At 30.7% G+C, this 15399-nt stretch carries 20 protein-coding genes and 1 tRNA gene; 10 read left to right on the top strand and 11 right to left on the bottom strand.

Annotated elements, in window-relative coordinates:
• Positions 1 to 194: 194 nt before the first annotated feature.
• The gene (locus RMN92_RS08895; protein WP_309609109.1) at positions 195 to 374 is read left to right on the top strand and encodes a hypothetical protein; all 180 of its coding nucleotides are present in this window, start codon (positions 195 to 197) and stop codon (positions 372 to 374) included.
• Here the strand turns inward: RMN92_RS08895 and RMN92_RS08890 are convergent.
• Complete coding sequence (locus tag RMN92_RS08890; protein ID WP_309609110.1) at positions 371 to 610, bottom strand: hypothetical protein; 240 nt, start codon at positions 608 to 610, stop codon at positions 371 to 373. The two genes, RMN92_RS08895 and RMN92_RS08890, sit on opposite strands and share 4 nt — an antisense overlap.
• A gap of 102 nt (positions 611 to 712) precedes the next feature.
• On the opposite strand from RMN92_RS08890, the gene RMN92_RS08885 reads away from it, so the two are divergent.
• The 9 genes from RMN92_RS08885 (at position 713) to RMN92_RS08845 (ending at position 7845) form a co-directional block, all read left to right on the top strand.
• A complete protein-coding gene (locus tag RMN92_RS08885) occupies positions 713 to 2452 on the top strand; it encodes a right-handed parallel beta-helix repeat-containing protein (protein WP_309609108.1) in 1740 nt (579 codons plus the stop codon).
• 53 nt (positions 2453 to 2505) lie between these two features.
• A complete protein-coding gene (locus RMN92_RS08880; protein WP_309609107.1) occupies positions 2506 to 4068 on the top strand; it encodes an FAD-dependent protein in 1563 nt (520 codons plus the stop codon).
• Between the two features lie 396 nt (positions 4069 to 4464).
• Positions 4465 to 4635, top strand: a complete 171-nt coding sequence (locus RMN92_RS08875; protein ID WP_309609106.1) for a hypothetical protein — start codon at positions 4465 to 4467, stop codon at positions 4633 to 4635.
• 246 nt (positions 4636 to 4881) lie between these two features.
• Positions 4882 to 5409, top strand: a complete 528-nt coding sequence (gene idi, locus RMN92_RS08870) for an isopentenyl-diphosphate Delta-isomerase (protein ID WP_309609105.1) — start codon at positions 4882 to 4884, stop codon at positions 5407 to 5409.
• Positions 5410 to 5513: 104 nt separating this feature from the next.
• Positions 5514 to 5924: a 6-carboxytetrahydropterin synthase gene (locus RMN92_RS08865; protein ID WP_309609104.1), complete on the top strand. Its 411-nt coding sequence runs from the start codon at positions 5514 to 5516 to the stop codon at positions 5922 to 5924.
• A gap of 1 nt (position 5925) precedes the next feature.
• Positions 5926 to 6381 carry a peroxiredoxin gene (locus RMN92_RS08860; RefSeq protein ID WP_309609103.1) on the top strand — a complete coding sequence of 152 codons (456 nt, stop codon included), beginning with the start codon at positions 5926 to 5928 and terminating at the stop codon, positions 6379 to 6381.
• A gap of 3 nt (positions 6382 to 6384) precedes the next feature.
• Positions 6385 to 7353 (top strand): type I phosphomannose isomerase catalytic subunit, encoded by a 969-nt coding sequence (locus tag RMN92_RS08855; protein ID WP_309609102.1) that lies wholly within the window; start codon positions 6385 to 6387, stop codon positions 7351 to 7353.
• A gap of 73 nt (positions 7354 to 7426) precedes the next feature.
• Positions 7427 to 7693 carry a hypothetical protein gene (locus RMN92_RS08850; RefSeq protein ID WP_309609101.1) on the top strand — a complete coding sequence of 89 codons (267 nt, stop codon included), beginning with the start codon at positions 7427 to 7429 and terminating at the stop codon, positions 7691 to 7693.
• 78 nt (positions 7694 to 7771) lie between these two features.
• Positions 7772 to 7845: transfer RNA gene (locus RMN92_RS08845), tRNA-Thr, on the top strand.
• A 57-nt stretch (positions 7846 to 7902) separates the two neighbouring features.
• Here the strand turns inward: RMN92_RS08845 and RMN92_RS08840 are convergent.
• The 10 genes from RMN92_RS08840 to RMN92_RS08795 form a co-directional block, all read right to left on the bottom strand.
• Positions 7903 to 8607: a DUF4369 domain-containing protein gene (locus RMN92_RS08840; RefSeq protein WP_309609100.1), complete on the bottom strand. Its 705-nt coding sequence runs from the start codon at positions 8605 to 8607 to the stop codon at positions 7903 to 7905.
• 83 nt (positions 8608 to 8690) lie between these two features.
• Entirely contained in the window at positions 8691 to 9671 is a 981-nt protein-coding gene (locus tag RMN92_RS08835; protein WP_309609099.1) for a hypothetical protein, read from the bottom strand.
• Between the two features lie 57 nt (positions 9672 to 9728).
• The gene (locus RMN92_RS08830; protein WP_309609098.1) at positions 9729 to 10529 is read right to left on the bottom strand and encodes a hypothetical protein; all 801 of its coding nucleotides are present in this window, start codon (positions 10527 to 10529) and stop codon (positions 9729 to 9731) included.
• A gap of 86 nt (positions 10530 to 10615) precedes the next feature.
• Positions 10616 to 10894 carry a DUF2805 domain-containing protein gene (locus RMN92_RS08825; protein WP_309609097.1) on the bottom strand — a complete coding sequence of 93 codons (279 nt, stop codon included), beginning with the start codon at positions 10892 to 10894 and terminating at the stop codon, positions 10616 to 10618.
• Between the two features lie 98 nt (positions 10895 to 10992).
• Complete coding sequence (locus tag RMN92_RS08820; RefSeq protein WP_309609096.1) at positions 10993 to 11817, bottom strand: sterol desaturase family protein; 825 nt, start codon at positions 11815 to 11817, stop codon at positions 10993 to 10995.
• Positions 11818 to 11823: 6 nt separating this feature from the next.
• Entirely contained in the window at positions 11824 to 12426 is a 603-nt protein-coding gene (locus tag RMN92_RS08815) for an alpha-ketoglutarate-dependent dioxygenase AlkB (RefSeq protein WP_309609095.1), read from the bottom strand.
• 28 nt (positions 12427 to 12454) lie between these two features.
• Positions 12455 to 12808 carry a MauE/DoxX family redox-associated membrane protein gene (locus RMN92_RS08810; RefSeq protein ID WP_309609094.1) on the bottom strand — a complete coding sequence of 118 codons (354 nt, stop codon included), beginning with the start codon at positions 12806 to 12808 and terminating at the stop codon, positions 12455 to 12457.
• A gap of 32 nt (positions 12809 to 12840) precedes the next feature.
• The gene (locus RMN92_RS08805; protein WP_309609093.1) at positions 12841 to 13737 is read right to left on the bottom strand and encodes a DMT family transporter; all 897 of its coding nucleotides are present in this window, start codon (positions 13735 to 13737) and stop codon (positions 12841 to 12843) included.
• A gap of 56 nt (positions 13738 to 13793) precedes the next feature.
• A complete protein-coding gene (locus tag RMN92_RS08800; protein WP_309609092.1) occupies positions 13794 to 14963 on the bottom strand; it encodes a DUF1501 domain-containing protein in 1170 nt (389 codons plus the stop codon).
• Positions 14964 to 14999: 36 nt separating this feature from the next.
• Positions 15000 to 15399 (bottom strand): DUF1800 family protein (locus tag RMN92_RS08795; protein ID WP_309609091.1); only part of this gene is annotated, 400 nt, incomplete at its 5' end.

The following is a 15399-nucleotide window of genomic DNA, read 5'->3' as shown; positions in this document are numbered from 1 at the left end:
ATATTGGATTGATGAAATGTTGGACGATGATCAGCAGGAAGAAATTCATGATTACTTTATGGAATCTGAATCGGACAAAATCGAAGACGCACTCAAAGAATTTGATGGGGATTATGATACAGAAGAATTGCGTTTAATGCGCATTAAATTTATAAGTGAAGTGGCCAATTAATAATTATTTAAATTTTTTTAAAATGGAAAGAAGAAGAAAAATACTATTGGCAGTCTTGCTTTTAATTAGCATAGGAAATTATTTTAGAATTGTTGGCAATGAAAATGTTAGGACAATTCAATTCCTTTGTATTTTTGCCATAGGAGCTATATCATCACTTTTAATCAGGGAAATTATTACCGTTTTTAAAAACAAAACTTAATCATTATAAACCTCACCTCGATGTGGTTTTAAAGTGTCACGTACTGAAATCATATTTTCATTGGTAACAACCATAAATGCAATAGCGTGCATTTCACTTATTACTTCAAAACCAGTAATATTTAACGATAATTTTTCAGAAATTATAAATTCTTTTAAATGAACTTCATGGTGCTCTGCTGTTTTTGCGGAAGCTAATCCTCGAAAATCCCAAATTAGTTTTATTTGTCTCATAATTTGAATTTTATTTCAAAGTTACAATGTTTGGAATCAAAATACTATTTTTGTAAAAATGTAAATTTAAAAATTCAACTTTAAGAATATTAAAATTAAGTTATTATGAAAAAAGTAATCGTCATTTTTGTTTGTATTTTAAATTTTAGCCCACTTTTTGCATTAAATTACTATGTAGATAAAGCCAACGGATTAGATACAAATTCTGGATTGTCACTAGCCGCATCTTACAAAACTATTCAAAAGGCAGCATCAACGGCTCAAGCTGGAAGTACAATTTTTATAAAGGCAGGAACTTACAATGAAAATTTAATAATCAATATTTCTGGAACAGCAACTAATCCTATAATTTTTAGAAACTATAATTCTGACTTGGTTTATATAGACGGAACGGGAACCTCTACTGCAAACGGCACTGCCATGTTGCAAATTAATGGAGCCAGTCATTTAGAATTTAGAAATTTAACTATTCAAAACTTGCTATGCCAAGATGCAAATGGAATCTTGGTGTTTACAAATCCTAGTATTGGTTGCACAAATTTAAAATTTATAAATATAGCAATTCACGATATAAAATGGACACCATTGTCCACTACAGTACCAACTACTAATGACAATGCACATCCTTTTTTGGTTTATGGCTCAGGAAACACTCAGGCTTCGGCAATTACAAATATTCTAGTAGAAGGTTGTAATATTTATAATAATGTAACAGGCTTTAGTGAAAATTTGACACACTCAGGAAATGTTGATGGGTTTGTAGTACAAAACAATTTGGTTCATGATAATAATAATATAGGTATAGAATGCGAAGGGAATTATGGAGCATCAGCAACTCCAAGTTTGGATCATGCACGAAATGGATTTGTAAGAAACAACAAATGTTACAATAATACTTGCCCATATTCTACTGCTGCAGGAATTTATGTAGATGGCGGTTGGGATATCGTAGTAGAACAAAATGAATCTTATAACAACTCATATGGTGTCGAAATTGGTTGCGAAGAAAATGGAACAACCAGAAACATAATGGTTAAAAATAATATTTTTTACAATAATAGAGATTCTGGTGTTTATCTTGGCGGATATGATATTGGCACAACAGGACAAGTTTTAAATACTATTATTCGGAACAATTCGTTTTTTCAAAATAATTCTCTAAATACCGCGGTTGGGGAAATCGAAATAAGTAAAGCAAGCAATTGTAGAATAGAAAATAATATTTTTTATGTAAACAATACAAAAGTCTTGTATAATTTGAACAATATTTCGCCTCAAACCAATATTACGTTTGATTACAACACTTATTTCACGCCAAATAACAATCCGAACGATATTATAATTTATTATTCTGCTGCTGGATATTCGAATTTTAATTCATACAGAACTGCAACTGGACAAGATGTACATTCTATTTATAGTAATCCTAATTTTGTAAATGCATCTTTAGCCACAATAAATATGGTTTTACAAACTTCAAGTCCTTGTATTAATTTAGGAAATCCAGCAGTTTTAACCCAACCAGAATTAGATTTTTTAAATAATCCTAGAGTCGTAAATACTATCGACATTGGTGCTTACGAAAACCAAACGCCATTATCCAGTCCTGAATTTCAAATGTTAAATGAAGTAAAAGTATTTCCAAATCCAACTTTGGGGATTTTAAACATAGAAAGTAATTTTAAATTTGACAAAGCAATAGCAATAAATATGTTGGGTCAGAAATATACTTTACAATTGGTAAATAATAAATTGGAATTAAAAAATTTATCAAACGGGATTTATAAATTATTTCTTTTTAAAGATAATGAAATTCTGGAAAGTGTTTCAATAATCAAAAATTAATATTGTTTATCAAAAAACCAAATAAACAAAAATTCGAATATACATAATAAAAAATGCCAAAAGAACTTTTACTTCAAGTCTCGCCCGAAATAGCTGCTAACCAGAATTTGTTAAAAGATTTTTTGTCCAAACAAATCAAAGTTTCTACGAATGATATTCAGCATATTTCGATAGTAAAGCGTTCGATTGATGCAAGACAAAAATCAATTAAAATAAATCTGAAAGTAAGTATTTTTTTGAAAGGTGAAAGTTTTGTATCTCAAAATATTTCATTGCCAGAATACAAAGATGTTTCTAAATCACAAGAAGTAATAATAATAGGAGCAGGGCCAGCAGGACTTTTTGCCGCATTGCAACTCATAGAATTAGGATTGAAACCTATAGTTATAGAACGCGGCAAAGACATTCGCGGTCGCCGGCGTGACTTAAAAGCCATCAATGTGGATCATATTGTCGACGAAGATTCCAATTATTGTTTTGGCGAAGGTGGCGCAGGAACCTATTCCGATGGGAAATTGTATACTCGATCCAAAAAACGGGGTGATATTGATAGAATTCTACAATTACTAGTGGCTTTCGGAGCTACACCAGATATTATGGTAGAAGCACATCCGCATATTGGAACCAATAAATTGCCTCAAATTATTCAAGATATTCGGGAAAAAATTATTGAATTTGGTGGTCAAGTTTTGTTCGAAACTAGAGTTGTTGATATTTTGATAATAAATAATGAAGTACAAGGAATTGAAACTCAAAATGGTGATAGAATTCTAGCCAGTAAAATAATTTTGGCGACTGGACATTCTGCCCGAGATATTTTCGAATTGTTAGACAGAAAAAATATTTTTATAGAAGCTAAACCTTTTGCTTTGGGTGTTCGTGCCGAGCATCCACAAAGTTTGATAGACCAAATTCAATATTCATGTGATTATCGTGGTGAGCATTTGCCACCAGCCCCATATTCTATAGTAAAACAAGTAAATGGTCGTGGTATGTATTCGTTTTGTATGTGTCCAGGCGGCGTTATTGCACCTTGTGCCACAAGTCCGGGCGAAGTTGTAACCAATGGTTGGTCGCCATCCAAACGAGATCAAGCCACTGCCAATTCTGGGATTGTCATCGAATTAAAATTGGAAGATTTCAAGCCTTTTGAAAAATTTGGTGCCTTAGCTGGATTGGAATTTCAGAAACAAATTGAGCAAAAAGCATGGCGTTTGGCTGGAAAATCTCAAAAAGTTCCAGCGCAACGCATGGTCGATTTTACACAAAATAAAGTTTCGTCGAATATTCCAAAAACTTCCTATGTTCCAGGAACTACATCAGTAGAAATGGGTCAAGTTTTCCCTGGATTTTTAAGCCAAATTTTACGGGAAGGTTTTTCAGAATTCGGAAAATCAATGAAAGGCTATTTAACAAATGAAGCCATTTTGCATGCGCCAGAATCTAGAACTTCATCGCCAGTTCGAATTCCTAGAGATAATGAAACTTTGGAGCATCTTCAAATTAAAGGATTGTATCCTTGCGGAGAAGGTGCTGGATATGCTGGCGGTATAATTTCTGCAGCTATAGATGGTGAGAAATGCGCCATAAAATGCTTTGAATCAATACAAAAATAATTTTTTAATAGTGAAGTTGTAACAAATATGTCACTAACAAATGTAACAGCTATGGTTGAAATATATTTATCATAAATTATTTTGTTTAATATATTTTTAAAATAAGTAAACAAAAATAGTTCAATTCATTTTTTAGTTATAAATTTACACAAATTAAATGGTAGCCGTTGTCAGATATAATTTCCGTTTGAACAAAAATTTTAAAACCCTAAAATAATGTTTACAAAATTTAAAAAATCAGAATTGTTCATATTGGTAGTAGTAATTGTTCTTATTTTTATTTCAGAATATATTTACCTTGTTGAAAAGAATTTTGAAAAAGCTGTTTTTATTGGTTTGTGGCCACCAACAATTGTTGGATTGTTGATATTTTTTAATCTTAAACTAAAAAAATAGATGAAAAATTTAGATATAATAATATTTACCGTTATCGTGGTTTTTTGTTTTATTACTTTTATGGTTTCTACTTTTAGAGCTTTTGAGAAAATAGAAAAAGAAGGCTTTGATAAATTAGGAAAGAGAGGCATTATCAGCAGATTACTAGCTTATTTTGAAAGTTTAACATAATCTGCAACTTACCCAAAATACTAAATTTTGCCTTTTAATAATTATCTATACATTTATTTTTAGTAATATATAAACGATCACAATTTAGATTGATTCATATAACGCTTGAATAAGATTAATGGATAAATTTTTAATATTTATTTCACTCCGTCACTGCATTTTCATAATTTTATATTTATAAAAACAAAAGTTAAACCTTTTAATCCCAAAACCTTTTTTTGTATTTTTACCATGCAAATATAATTTATGACTGAAGAACAAGTAATTTTAGTAAATCGAAACGACCAGCAAATTGGTACAATGCCAAAATTGGAAGCGCACGAAAAAGCAATTTTGCATAGAGCGTTTTCTGTTTTTGTATTAAATGACAATAATGAAATTATGTTGCAACAACGCGCGCATCATAAATACCATTCTCCATTATTGTGGACCAATACTTGTTGCAGTCATCAACGTGTTGGCGAAAGTAATATTGAAGCTGGAGCCAGAAGATTGGAAGAAGAAATGGGTTTCAAAACTGAACTCAAAGAGTTATTCCATTTTATATACAAAGCACCTTTTGACAACGGTTTAACCGAACATGAATTGGATCATGTCATGATTGGTCATTATAATGAAGAACCAGAAATTAATACTGATGAGGTGGAATCCTGGAAATGGATGGCCATTGATGCTGTTAAATTGGATATTCAATCAAATCCTGATATTTATACCATCTGGTTCAAAATAATTTTTGATGAATTTTATCATTTTCTAGAAGAGCATAAAATATAAAAGCAATTACAAATTCAAAAAATCAATTGCAATCTCAAGAATCAAATTCAATAAAAAATAGTAAATCAAAAATCGTTAATCGTTAATCTGCAATCTAAAATCATATGAGAGTAACCATTTCTAGAAAAGCCCATTTCAATGCTGCACACAGATTATATCGGAAAGACTGGACTTTTGAACAGAATAATGCCATTTTTGGGAAATGCAACAATCCAAATTTTCATGGACACAATTATGATTTAACTGTCAGTGTTACTGGTCAAATTGATCCAGAAACTGGTTATGTCATGGATGTAAAATTTTTATCAGATATTATCAAAGAAGAAGTAGAAGATAAATTTGATCATAAAAACTTAAATCTTGATGTTCCAGAATTTCAAGATTTGAATCCAACTGCCGAAAATATTGTGGTTGTGATTTGGAATAAAATAAGAAAAAAAATAAAACCAGAGTTTGATTTAGAAGTAATTTTATATGAAACACCTCGAAACTTTGTAACCTATAAAGGAGAATAAAATGGCGTTAAAAGTAGGAGATAAAATTACAAATTTTACAGCAAAAGATACTCACGGCAACGATTTTGACAGTCAAAATTTTGTGGGTCAAAAAGCGTTGGTTATTTATTTTTATCCAAAGGATAATACACCAGGTTGTACCGCTCAGGCTTGTAGTTTCCGTGACCAATATGAAGATTTTAAAGATTTGGGAGCTGAAGTGATTGGAATCAGTAGCGATTCTGAAAATTCTCACGAAAAATTTGCTTCAAAATATAAATTGCCTTTTATATTGTTATCAGACCAAGATAAAAAAATTAGAAATTTATTTGGTGTTCCCTCGGGAATGTTCGGATTATTGCCTGGAAGAGTTACTTATGTAGCAGATAAAAGTGGAAAAATTGTCATGATTTTTGATAGCATGATGGCCACAAAACACATTCCCAAAGCACTGGAAGCCATTAAAAAATTAGTTTAAATTATGAATTTCAAAGCCTATCCTTTACAATTTTATCCCATTCTGAAAGAAAGAATTTGGGGTGGCGAGAAACTCAAAACTTTTCTTCATAAGCCAATTGTTTCAAACATAACGGGAGAAAGTTGGGAAATTTCTACTGTAAATAATGATGTAAGTGTCATTTCTAACGGTGAATATCTAGGAAAAAATTTAAATCAATTATTAGATTTATATCCAAAAGAAATTTTGGGAACACAAATTTATACAAAATTCGGGAAACAGTTTCCGTTACTTTTTAAATTTCTGGATGCAAAATTGGACTTATCAATTCAAGTGCATCCAAATGATGAATTGGCCAAAAGAAGACACAATTCTTTTGGAAAAACCGAAATGTGGTATGTCATGCAAGCTGATCAAGATGCAAAAATAATTGTTGGTTTCAAAGAAAATTCAAACCAACAAGATTATATCCAAAATCTGGAAAATAAAACTTTATTAAATATTTTAGACACCAAAACTGTAAAACAAGGAGATGTTTTTTTTCTTGAAACAGGAACCATTCACGCTATTGGAGCAGGAACGGTTATTGCAGAAATTCAGCAAACATCAGACATTACCTATCGAGTTTATGATTTTGAAAGAAAAGATGCCGAAGGAAAAGAACGTGAATTGCATACAGATTTGGCTCTTGAAGCCATCAACTACAATAAAGTTGAAACACAAAAAATATATTCTACAATAGAAAATGAATCCAACAAAGTTGTAGATTGTCCATTCTTTACCACTAATTTTATTCCACTTAATGGAAAAATGATATTTCAAAAAAACGAAAATTATTTTCGAGTTTATATGTGTGTTGATGGTGATTTTGAAATAATTTGTAATGATGTCAAATCAAAATATCAAAAAGGAGATAGTATTCTAATTCCAGCAGCAATGGGAACTTTTTTTATGACTGGAAAAGCTTCTGTTTTAGAAATTTATATTTCATAGTCGATATTCTAAAGATATTGTGTACTTTTGCACCGAAATTAAAAAGAATTTCTTTTATAAATAAAAAAATAAAATGGCAAACGTTAAGAATTTAAAAAAAGACATCAACTACGTATTAGGAGATATTATTGAAGCAGTTTATCTTTACGAAATGACTACAACTGGGAAACCAACAGTAGCTACAAACGGTTTGATTGACGAAGCAATTGCAACTTTTGATGCTTTGATTGTTAAAGTAAATGCAAAAAAAGTTGAAAATAAAAAAGTGCATTTCAAGCAAATTAATGTAGAATTAGAAGCGGCTGCAAATCAATTGGTTGGTAAAATCAATGCATTGTAGTTCAAAATAAATTTAAAAAAGTGTAAAAATATTTTGGATATTCAATTATCAAATATATATTTGCACCATAATTAAGCCGCCAGCGTAGCTCAGTTGGCTATAGCAGCTGATTTGTAATCAGCAGGTCGTGGGTTCGAGTCCCTCCGCCGGCTCTTTATTAAAAAACCATCATGAAAATGATGGTTTTTTTGCTTTAATCAAAAAATATTTTATTTTTTTCTTTCCAATAAATACGCCGTTAGCTTCTTGCCATATTTTGATTTTGCTACTTTGGGTGACATAGCATTTTGAATCGTATCCAAATATTTCACATTCATGTCGCTAATGTCTGTTAAAGCGATGTAAGGCGCCACTTCGTACTTTGCATTTGTCAATGCAAAATTGGCGGCATAAAAATACCTGCGCTTTAAAAGTAAATCTTGTTTTTTTGCATTTTCTACTTTTGTGGCTTCTTTTGTGGCTTTAGGCGCTAATATTTCTGATTTGATTAATTCCAATTGTTGGTCATTAAATTTAGATACAATTGCTTTGTATTGTTCATAAAGTTCTTGGTTTTTTGAACCCGTTATTTTTGCTTTTGCTAAGAAAAATTCCAATTCGGTATCAATATTTATTTTGCCAGGTTCTGCAAAAAACAATAAATTGTTGTCAATTGAATTTGAAACACCTCTATCTACAAACAAATACAGCATTTCTGGGGATTCAAGTTTTAAAGTACTATTAAAATTTGATTTACCGTTTAATATTATAGAATCAAGCACTACAAGTGTAGTATCTTGTACTTTTTGAATGTATAATTTGCCTTTGGTTAGACCTTTTATATTCCCAGTAATTTCTAGTGTATTTGCTGATCTTTCTTCGCTACACGCCGTGAGAAATGCAATTGATACTATTGCAATAAATATTTTGTTCATGGATTTTTTATTTGGCGCAAAATATAAAAAAATACCCAATTAAACTTAAAAGTGTGTATTTAATATTAGATTTAATTTTAAAATTATCCTTTTAACCATGCGTCTTTCAACCCTTTTTTAGTAATATCTGTAGCTTCTAAAGTTTTGCTGGTTTCCAAAGGCAAAATAATGCTTCCTTTTAGTTCTAAAACCTTTAATTTTCGTTTAATTTTGAAAACTACTTTATCATTATTTTTCCAATTTTGACTTTCGTTAATCAAATCGTACATATTATCCAAATTATACGTTTTATTGTTTATTGAAGTTATAATATCATTATTTTGAATACCCAAATTAGTATAAAACTCAGAAAGCTCAACACTTGGAGCTATCGAAATTTCTTTTGTTTTTTCATTTACAATAATGTATGGAATATCGTCTTTCAAGAAAATATTGCCAGTTGTTTTTGAAATGGATGGTGTAATTCCAACCTTTTTCAAATAAATGTGGTAAGGAATTGGTGTACTTCCAGAAACATAAGTTTCAAGAAAACTGCCAATTTTTGAGTTGGTGATTTTGGTTATTATCGAAAATAAATCTTCATCATTAAAGGCTTTTTTAACGCCGTATGTATTGGATAATTTATGCATTAAATCCAATATGCCTTTTTTCCCTTTGCTCGATTCTCTGAGTTGGATATCTAAACACATGGCAATCAACGCCCCTTTTTCATACACATTTTGGTATTCATTTTTATATGGATTTTCTAATACTTTGGCGCTCATTATTGTAAAAGGAATAGTATCATTCATTTTACTGGCATTTTCAATTTTTGTTTCAATTCTTTTATAAAAATCGTTTTCAGAAATTAAACCTTGATTTATTTGAAATAAATTGGCAAAATATTCTGTTACACCTTCATACATCCATAAATGTTGGGACATTTTTGGAACATTGTAATCAAAATCTTGAATTTCGTTCGAATGGATGGTAAGCGGCGTAACTATATGAAAAAACTCATGTGAAACCACATCTTTTAATTGCTCCGAAAGTTCTTCAATTCCCATTGCTTCAGGCAAAACCACGGTCGTAATTGTTGGATGTTCGAGTGCTCCAAAACCTTTTGGATCCGTTTTTTTTATTTAAGATAAATATATTAAAACAGAATATTTCTTTGTCGTATTGAATTTTTTTAAAAATTTTTTCTGAGCCAAAATCATTTCTTTCATTTTTGGCGTGATGCTTGCGGCAGTTATTTTATTATTTGGAGAAAAAACACTTATCAAAATTTCGATCCCATTTGCAGAAAATGTAGTGAAATTTGGCTTGGAATACATAATTGGATTTTCTACTAAATCTGCATATCGAAACGTTCTGAAAACATCATTACTTTCAGATTTATCAAGATCAATCATAGAAGTTGCGCCAAATAAATTTTCTGGATGTGCAATATTTAGTTGATAAGGCGTTTCTTTAAATTCTGTAAAATAACCTACAAATCCGTGAGTGTTTAATAAATAATTATCGGGAGAAATGTTGGTTCCAGCTGGTGAAAAGATTTTGTGAGTAGACTCTACATCGAAAGTATCGTTTACAAGATAGGTTATTTTGCTTAGTGTTTTGGCATTGCAAATTTTCCAAGAGTTGGCATCAATTTTCAGAACAGAAAGTGAAACTCCTTTGACATCAAAACCTTGTAAATTATCAATAAATTTGCCATAATTGTCTTCAGAATAGGTGCCAGGAATTATTTTTGGAAAATAATAGACTATTTCTTCAGATTGAATTTTTGGAACATATAACTCAACTGAAACTTTATCATTTTTGACGTTTATCAAATCAATATTGACTTGAATTTTAGTTTTTGAATTATATAATGTTTGTGCTGACTTGCAACTGCAGAATAAAATTGAAAAAATAAATAAAGAATAAAGTTTTCTCATAACAATGCAGTCATTAAACAGCGCTCCAAAATTTAGGCTTTTTTATTGTCGTAAATAAAAAACTCCTGTTTGTACAGGAGTTAATATTAGTCAAATTTATTTTTTATGTAATATTTTCCATCCAAGTCATCATCAAAATCATCAATTTTAATTTGTTTGGGTTTGGGTTTTTCTGAGTTGGCTTTCTTTTTCCAAATTTCGAATTTATCGGCAGATAATTTCTTTTTCATAATTTCAAGAACTTGTTTTTCTTCAATACCAAGTTCTTTTTTAATAATCTCAAACGGATTTCTTTCTTCTTGAGCCAATGTTATCAATTTCTGGGTGTCGTCCCAATTCAATTCTATAATTTTACTCTTTTTCATTTTAGAAAATAATACTTTTACTTTTTTTAATTATTACAATTTCTATACCAATATTAATAAAAATATTTTACACTTCTTAATTCAAACCCAACAAATTTTTAAATTGCTTTAATTTTATTTTTTTGAAATGGAATTTTTAATAAATTTTTTAAATTGTTATGTTCTTTAGAATCCATGTGCGTGTCTATTCCATACACAATATCTTCACGATTTAATGTCATAAATGTACCAAAAATTCTATCCCAAACAGAAAAAATATTTCCATAATTACTATCTGTATATGGCAAAACATTATGATGATGAACTTTGTGCATGTCTGGCGAAACTATAAAATAGCTTAAAATTGTATCTAACTTTTTTGGTAATGAAATGTTTGCGTGATTAAATTGAGTTGCCACTAGCGATAATGATTGGTATAAAAAAACCAACCAAATGGGCACTCCAACAATTAAAACTCCAAGTGTGGTAAATATAAATCGCAAAATACTTTCTCCTGGATGGTGTCTGTTTGCGGTTGTCGTATCAATCCAAGTATCGGTATGATGAATAATATGAAATCTCCACAGAAACTTAGTTTTATGTTCAATTAAATGAACCAAATACGCGCCAATTAAATCCAAAAGAAGCAATCCTAAAATTGTGTAAATCCAAATATCGAGTTCAGGAAGCCAATTTAAAACACCAAAATGATGGACAATTGTCCAGTTTGAAGCTTTCAGTAAAATAAACGCCAACAGAAAGTTGACAACAACTGTAGTAATTGTAAAAAATATATTCAAACCTGCATGGTTCCATTTTTTATAACCAAATCTAAAAAGTGGAAAAGCGTTTTCAATTAACCAAAAAATGGTTATTCCGCCAACTAGAATTAAACTTCTATGTGATGATGGAATGGTTTCAAAATAGGTTATTATTTCGTTCATCAGTATTTATTTTATGATTCTAAAGGTAAGATTTATTCTTGAACCAATGGGTTTTGCAGTTTTTGGAATTTGATGTTTCCAGAAATGCTGCGTTGTTCCTTTCATTATTAATAAACTTCCGTGTTCTAGAATTATATTTTGTTTTAAATTGACAATTGTATTGTGTTTGAGTTGAAAAACGCGTTCTGCTCCAAAACTTACAGAAGCAATTATTGGATTTCTGCCCAATTCTTTTTCATTGTCTGCATGCCAACCATTGCTGTCTTTTCCATCGCGATAATTGTTTAATAAAACGGTAGTGAAATTTTCTTCGCAAATTTTTTCAACTTCATTTTTTATATACATTATTAGTGGCGACCAATGATGCGGTTGCATAACAATATTGGAATATCCATATGGTTTTCCTTCATTTCCATACAATGCAGTTAATCTTGGTTGCGGATGTGTTTTTCCAAATACAGTAATATTATCAAGTTGCCAGGGTATTTCATTGATCAATTTATGGAAAATTTCATCCGCATTTTCAATATCAAAAATAGATGGATAATATTTTACATCGGCATCAGCCAAATCAAAAATTATGTTTTCTTTTGGAAATAAGGAATTCATTTTTTTTGTAAAAATGTTTAAATACAATTTATGTATACTGATAAGCCCACAAAATCAAACCAATTTGCAATGGCAATCTCAAATATAAAACCCATTTTGGCAAACCAAAGCTGGCTTTTTCATTTTGAATCATATAAAAATGAGTCATATAAAACAACGCAAGCATCACGATAATTCCTACTGCTGCAAATTTGGATACATTTGGAAAGCAAAGCAAAATTCCTAAAATAATTTCTGCCAATCCGCTCAATATATTGATCAGTTTAGGATTTGGTAAATAGTCGGGAATAATTTTTATGTACATCCGAGGATTTCGAAAATGATTGGTTCCGGCCAAAAGATACAATAATGCCATCAAATATAAATGCCAAGAAAAATGCATAGATTATTTTTTTTACTAATTTAAAGAAAAAATTACACTTTTCGTGGAAATTTTATATTCATAATAATAATGGCTAGGATAATAAGCAAAATACCAATCCATTGTATTAAAATTACATCTTCATGTAATATAAAAAATGCCATCATGACTGAAACTGGCAATTCAAGCGATGATACAATGCTTCCGAGTCCAATTCCAGTAATAGGAAATCCAGCATTCATCAACATAGGCGGAATTATGGTTCCAAAAAGCGATAGAACAATTCCCCATTTTAGAAAAATATCAAAATTAAAAGGTGTATTTTGAGTTGCTATCGAGAATCCAAAAACTATAATTGCGCCACCCAAAAGCATATACAAGCTCCGTTGTGCGGACGATATATTGGTAGCAATTCTGCTAGCTGTAAACATAGTTGTGGTGAAAGAAGCTGCGGCCAACATGCCCCACATGATGCCTCGCCAATCAATTTGGGTTTGATTGTTCATTAAATTGGTCGCCAAAACGGTTCCAAATAATACTATAACCACTGAGATTATTTTTTGGGATGAAGGCCACTTTTTATCCAAAATCATTTCTGCCAAAACACCCATCCAAACGGTTTGCATTAAAAGTACTATGGCAATGGAAACATCAATATATTTAACACACAAATAATAAAAAACACTGGTCATTCCAAGAGATGTTCCTGCCAACATGAGGTGGAAAATATTTTTGTTGGATGCTTTTAAAACGTCTTCTTTCTTGTTGAATTTCTGAAAAGCATTAATAATAAGAATTCCAATAATTCCTAGTATAAATTGTGAAGAAGTTACTTCGGCTGTGGTGAAATTTTCTTGATACGCTAGTTTTACAAACGTAGCCAACATTCCGTAGCTGGTTGCACCAAGACCCACCAGAAAAAAACCTTTTAACACACTATTTTTTGTCATTGTTTCAAATTTGAAAAGCGTGCAAAGATAGAATTTTAGTTTGTAGTTGCACGTTTTTAAAACAATCCTTCCAATTTTTTATTTGTAATTCCAATTTTGGAATAATCAAAATTTAATTTACTTTGTAAAAGCGATGCATAAACGCTTCTAAAATCAATTTGATACTTCAAATCACCATTTTCAAGATTCGATAAATTTGGATTGTCGCCAATAATTCTCCCTTTGTTGTTTCCACCAATAATAAACATAGGCGCAGCGGTTCCATGATCTGTACCGCGACCATTGTCTTTGGCACGACGACCAAATTCTGAAAATACTACAATAGTTACATTTTGTAACATTTTGGCATTTTTTAAATCGGTATAAAAACTAAACAGTGCATCGTTTAATTCCGATAATTTATTTCTATGTGTAACGAGTTGATTGTCGTGTGTATCGAAACTGCCGTGCGTGGTGTAATATACTTTCGAATTTAAATTTCCCTTAATTAATCTGGCAATCCATTCTAAATTTTTTGACAAGGCAGTTTTAGGATAGCTTATTTCAGAAATAGATTTTGCTAATGCTTTTTGTATTTCTTCCGATCCTTCAGGAATTGAATTGGCTATTTTCCGAACGAAATCCAATTGTGGATTGTCAGACAATTTTATGTTGTCATCAGCTTGGAGTTTTGTTTTAAAATGGGTTGGATTTTTAACTGTAATCGAATTTGGTTCTTGCCCTTTTAATGCCAAATTATCTATAGAATCAATATTTATTCCTGCCGTAGTTTGATTATTGGAAGCATATTGCAAATCCAAATAACGTCCTAACCAACCATTGTCTAAATATTGATTGGAAGCCGAACCAGTTTGCCAAATTTCTTGACTTCTAAAATGAGAGCGAATAGGTTGTGGATAGCCCACATTTTGTATTACAGATAAATCGCCATTTTGTTGCATTTCGGCAAAACCTTTTAGAGCGGGATGGAAAGCCATACCTTTATTTTTGCCAATAACTTCGGTATTTGAAATGGCAATATTGGGACGCAGATTATAATAAAGTGGATCTTCAAACGGAATAAAAGTATTCAAACCATCGTTTCCACCATTCAATTGTACAAAAACCAAACATTGTTCTCCAACTACTAAATTTTGTTGTGAACCCAAAGCGAACAAAAAATCAGGAAGTAATAAAGATCCTCCAGTAAATGTTCCTGTAAGCGAAAGAAAGTTTCTTCTATTCATTTGTTTAATTTTAAATATTGGAATTTTATCGATAATTTATATCAACTGATATTCTGGTGTTTTTAGCATCGCGTTAAATAATCTCAGCACTGCTTGATCTGAATTTTCTGCCTTTGGATCAAAATCATATTTCAATATCGTTTCAAAATCGACTTGAGTTTGTGATTCAACTCTAAATAACAATCTGTTTTTAAGTTCTGAAATAATCGTTTTATTGTTGCCGTTTTTGTCCCAAACTAGATTTATTTTGAGAGAGTCTTCTTTATTTGGATTCATTTCTTTGTTTTCGGAATCATTTTTTCTTCTGTTATTTAAATTTTTTCCATTGCAAAGTAAATCGGCTACATTATTTCGTTGCGAATAAATTTGAGAAGTAATCCAAGCATTTCCTCCAGTCCAACCTTTTACATTGGCTTGGTTAAACAAATCCATTCCT

This window comes from Flavobacterium sp., assembly GCF_031363805.1.
GTDB lineage: Bacteria > Bacteroidota > Bacteroidia > Flavobacteriales > Flavobacteriaceae > Flavobacterium.
Note: the sequence above shows the minus strand (reverse complement) of the source record. Positions and strands in the feature narration are given on the sequence as shown.

Bases quoted from the DNA above. Each gene is read 5' to 3' on its own strand.
- RMN92_RS08895 (WP_309609109.1), top strand. From the start codon at position 195: ATGGAAAGAAGAAGAAAAATACTATTGGCAGTCTTGCTTTTAATTAGC.
- RMN92_RS08885 (WP_309609108.1), top strand. From the start codon at position 713: ATGAAAAAAGTAATCGTCATTTTTGTTTGTATTTTAAATTTTAGCCCA.
- RMN92_RS08880 (WP_309609107.1), top strand. From the start codon at position 2,506: ATGCCAAAAGAACTTTTACTTCAAGTCTCGCCCGAAATAGCTGCTAAC.
- RMN92_RS08875 (WP_309609106.1), top strand. From the start codon at position 4,465: ATGAAAAATTTAGATATAATAATATTTACCGTTATCGTGGTTTTTTGT.
- idi (WP_309609105.1), top strand. From the start codon at position 4,882: ATGACTGAAGAACAAGTAATTTTAGTAAATCGAAACGACCAGCAAATT.
- RMN92_RS08865 (WP_309609104.1), top strand. From the start codon at position 5,514: ATGAGAGTAACCATTTCTAGAAAAGCCCATTTCAATGCTGCACACAGA.
- RMN92_RS08860 (WP_309609103.1), top strand. From the start codon at position 5,926: ATGGCGTTAAAAGTAGGAGATAAAATTACAAATTTTACAGCAAAAGAT.
- RMN92_RS08855 (WP_309609102.1), top strand. From the start codon at position 6,385: ATGAATTTCAAAGCCTATCCTTTACAATTTTATCCCATTCTGAAAGAA.
- RMN92_RS08850 (WP_309609101.1), top strand. From the start codon at position 7,427: ATGGCAAACGTTAAGAATTTAAAAAAAGACATCAACTACGTATTAGGA.
- RMN92_RS08840 (WP_309609100.1), bottom strand. From the start codon at position 8,607: ATGAACAAAATATTTATTGCAATAGTATCAATTGCATTTCTCACGGCG.
- RMN92_RS08830 (WP_309609098.1), bottom strand. From the start codon at position 10,529: ATGAGAAAACTTTATTCTTTATTTATTTTTTCAATTTTATTCTGCAGT.
- RMN92_RS08825 (WP_309609097.1), bottom strand. From the start codon at position 10,894: ATGAAAAAGAGTAAAATTATAGAATTGAATTGGGACGACACCCAGAAA.
- RMN92_RS08820 (WP_309609096.1), bottom strand. From the start codon at position 11,817: ATGAACGAAATAATAACCTATTTTGAAACCATTCCATCATCACATAGA.
- RMN92_RS08815 (WP_309609095.1), bottom strand. From the start codon at position 12,426: ATGAATTCCTTATTTCCAAAAGAAAACATAATTTTTGATTTGGCTGAT.
- RMN92_RS08810 (WP_309609094.1), bottom strand. From the start codon at position 12,808: ATGCATTTTTCTTGGCATTTATATTTGATGGCATTATTGTATCTTTTG.
- RMN92_RS08805 (WP_309609093.1), bottom strand. From the start codon at position 13,737: ATGACAAAAAATAGTGTGTTAAAAGGTTTTTTTCTGGTGGGTCTTGGT.
- RMN92_RS08800 (WP_309609092.1), bottom strand. From the start codon at position 14,963: ATGAATAGAAGAAACTTTCTTTCGCTTACAGGAACATTTACTGGAGGA.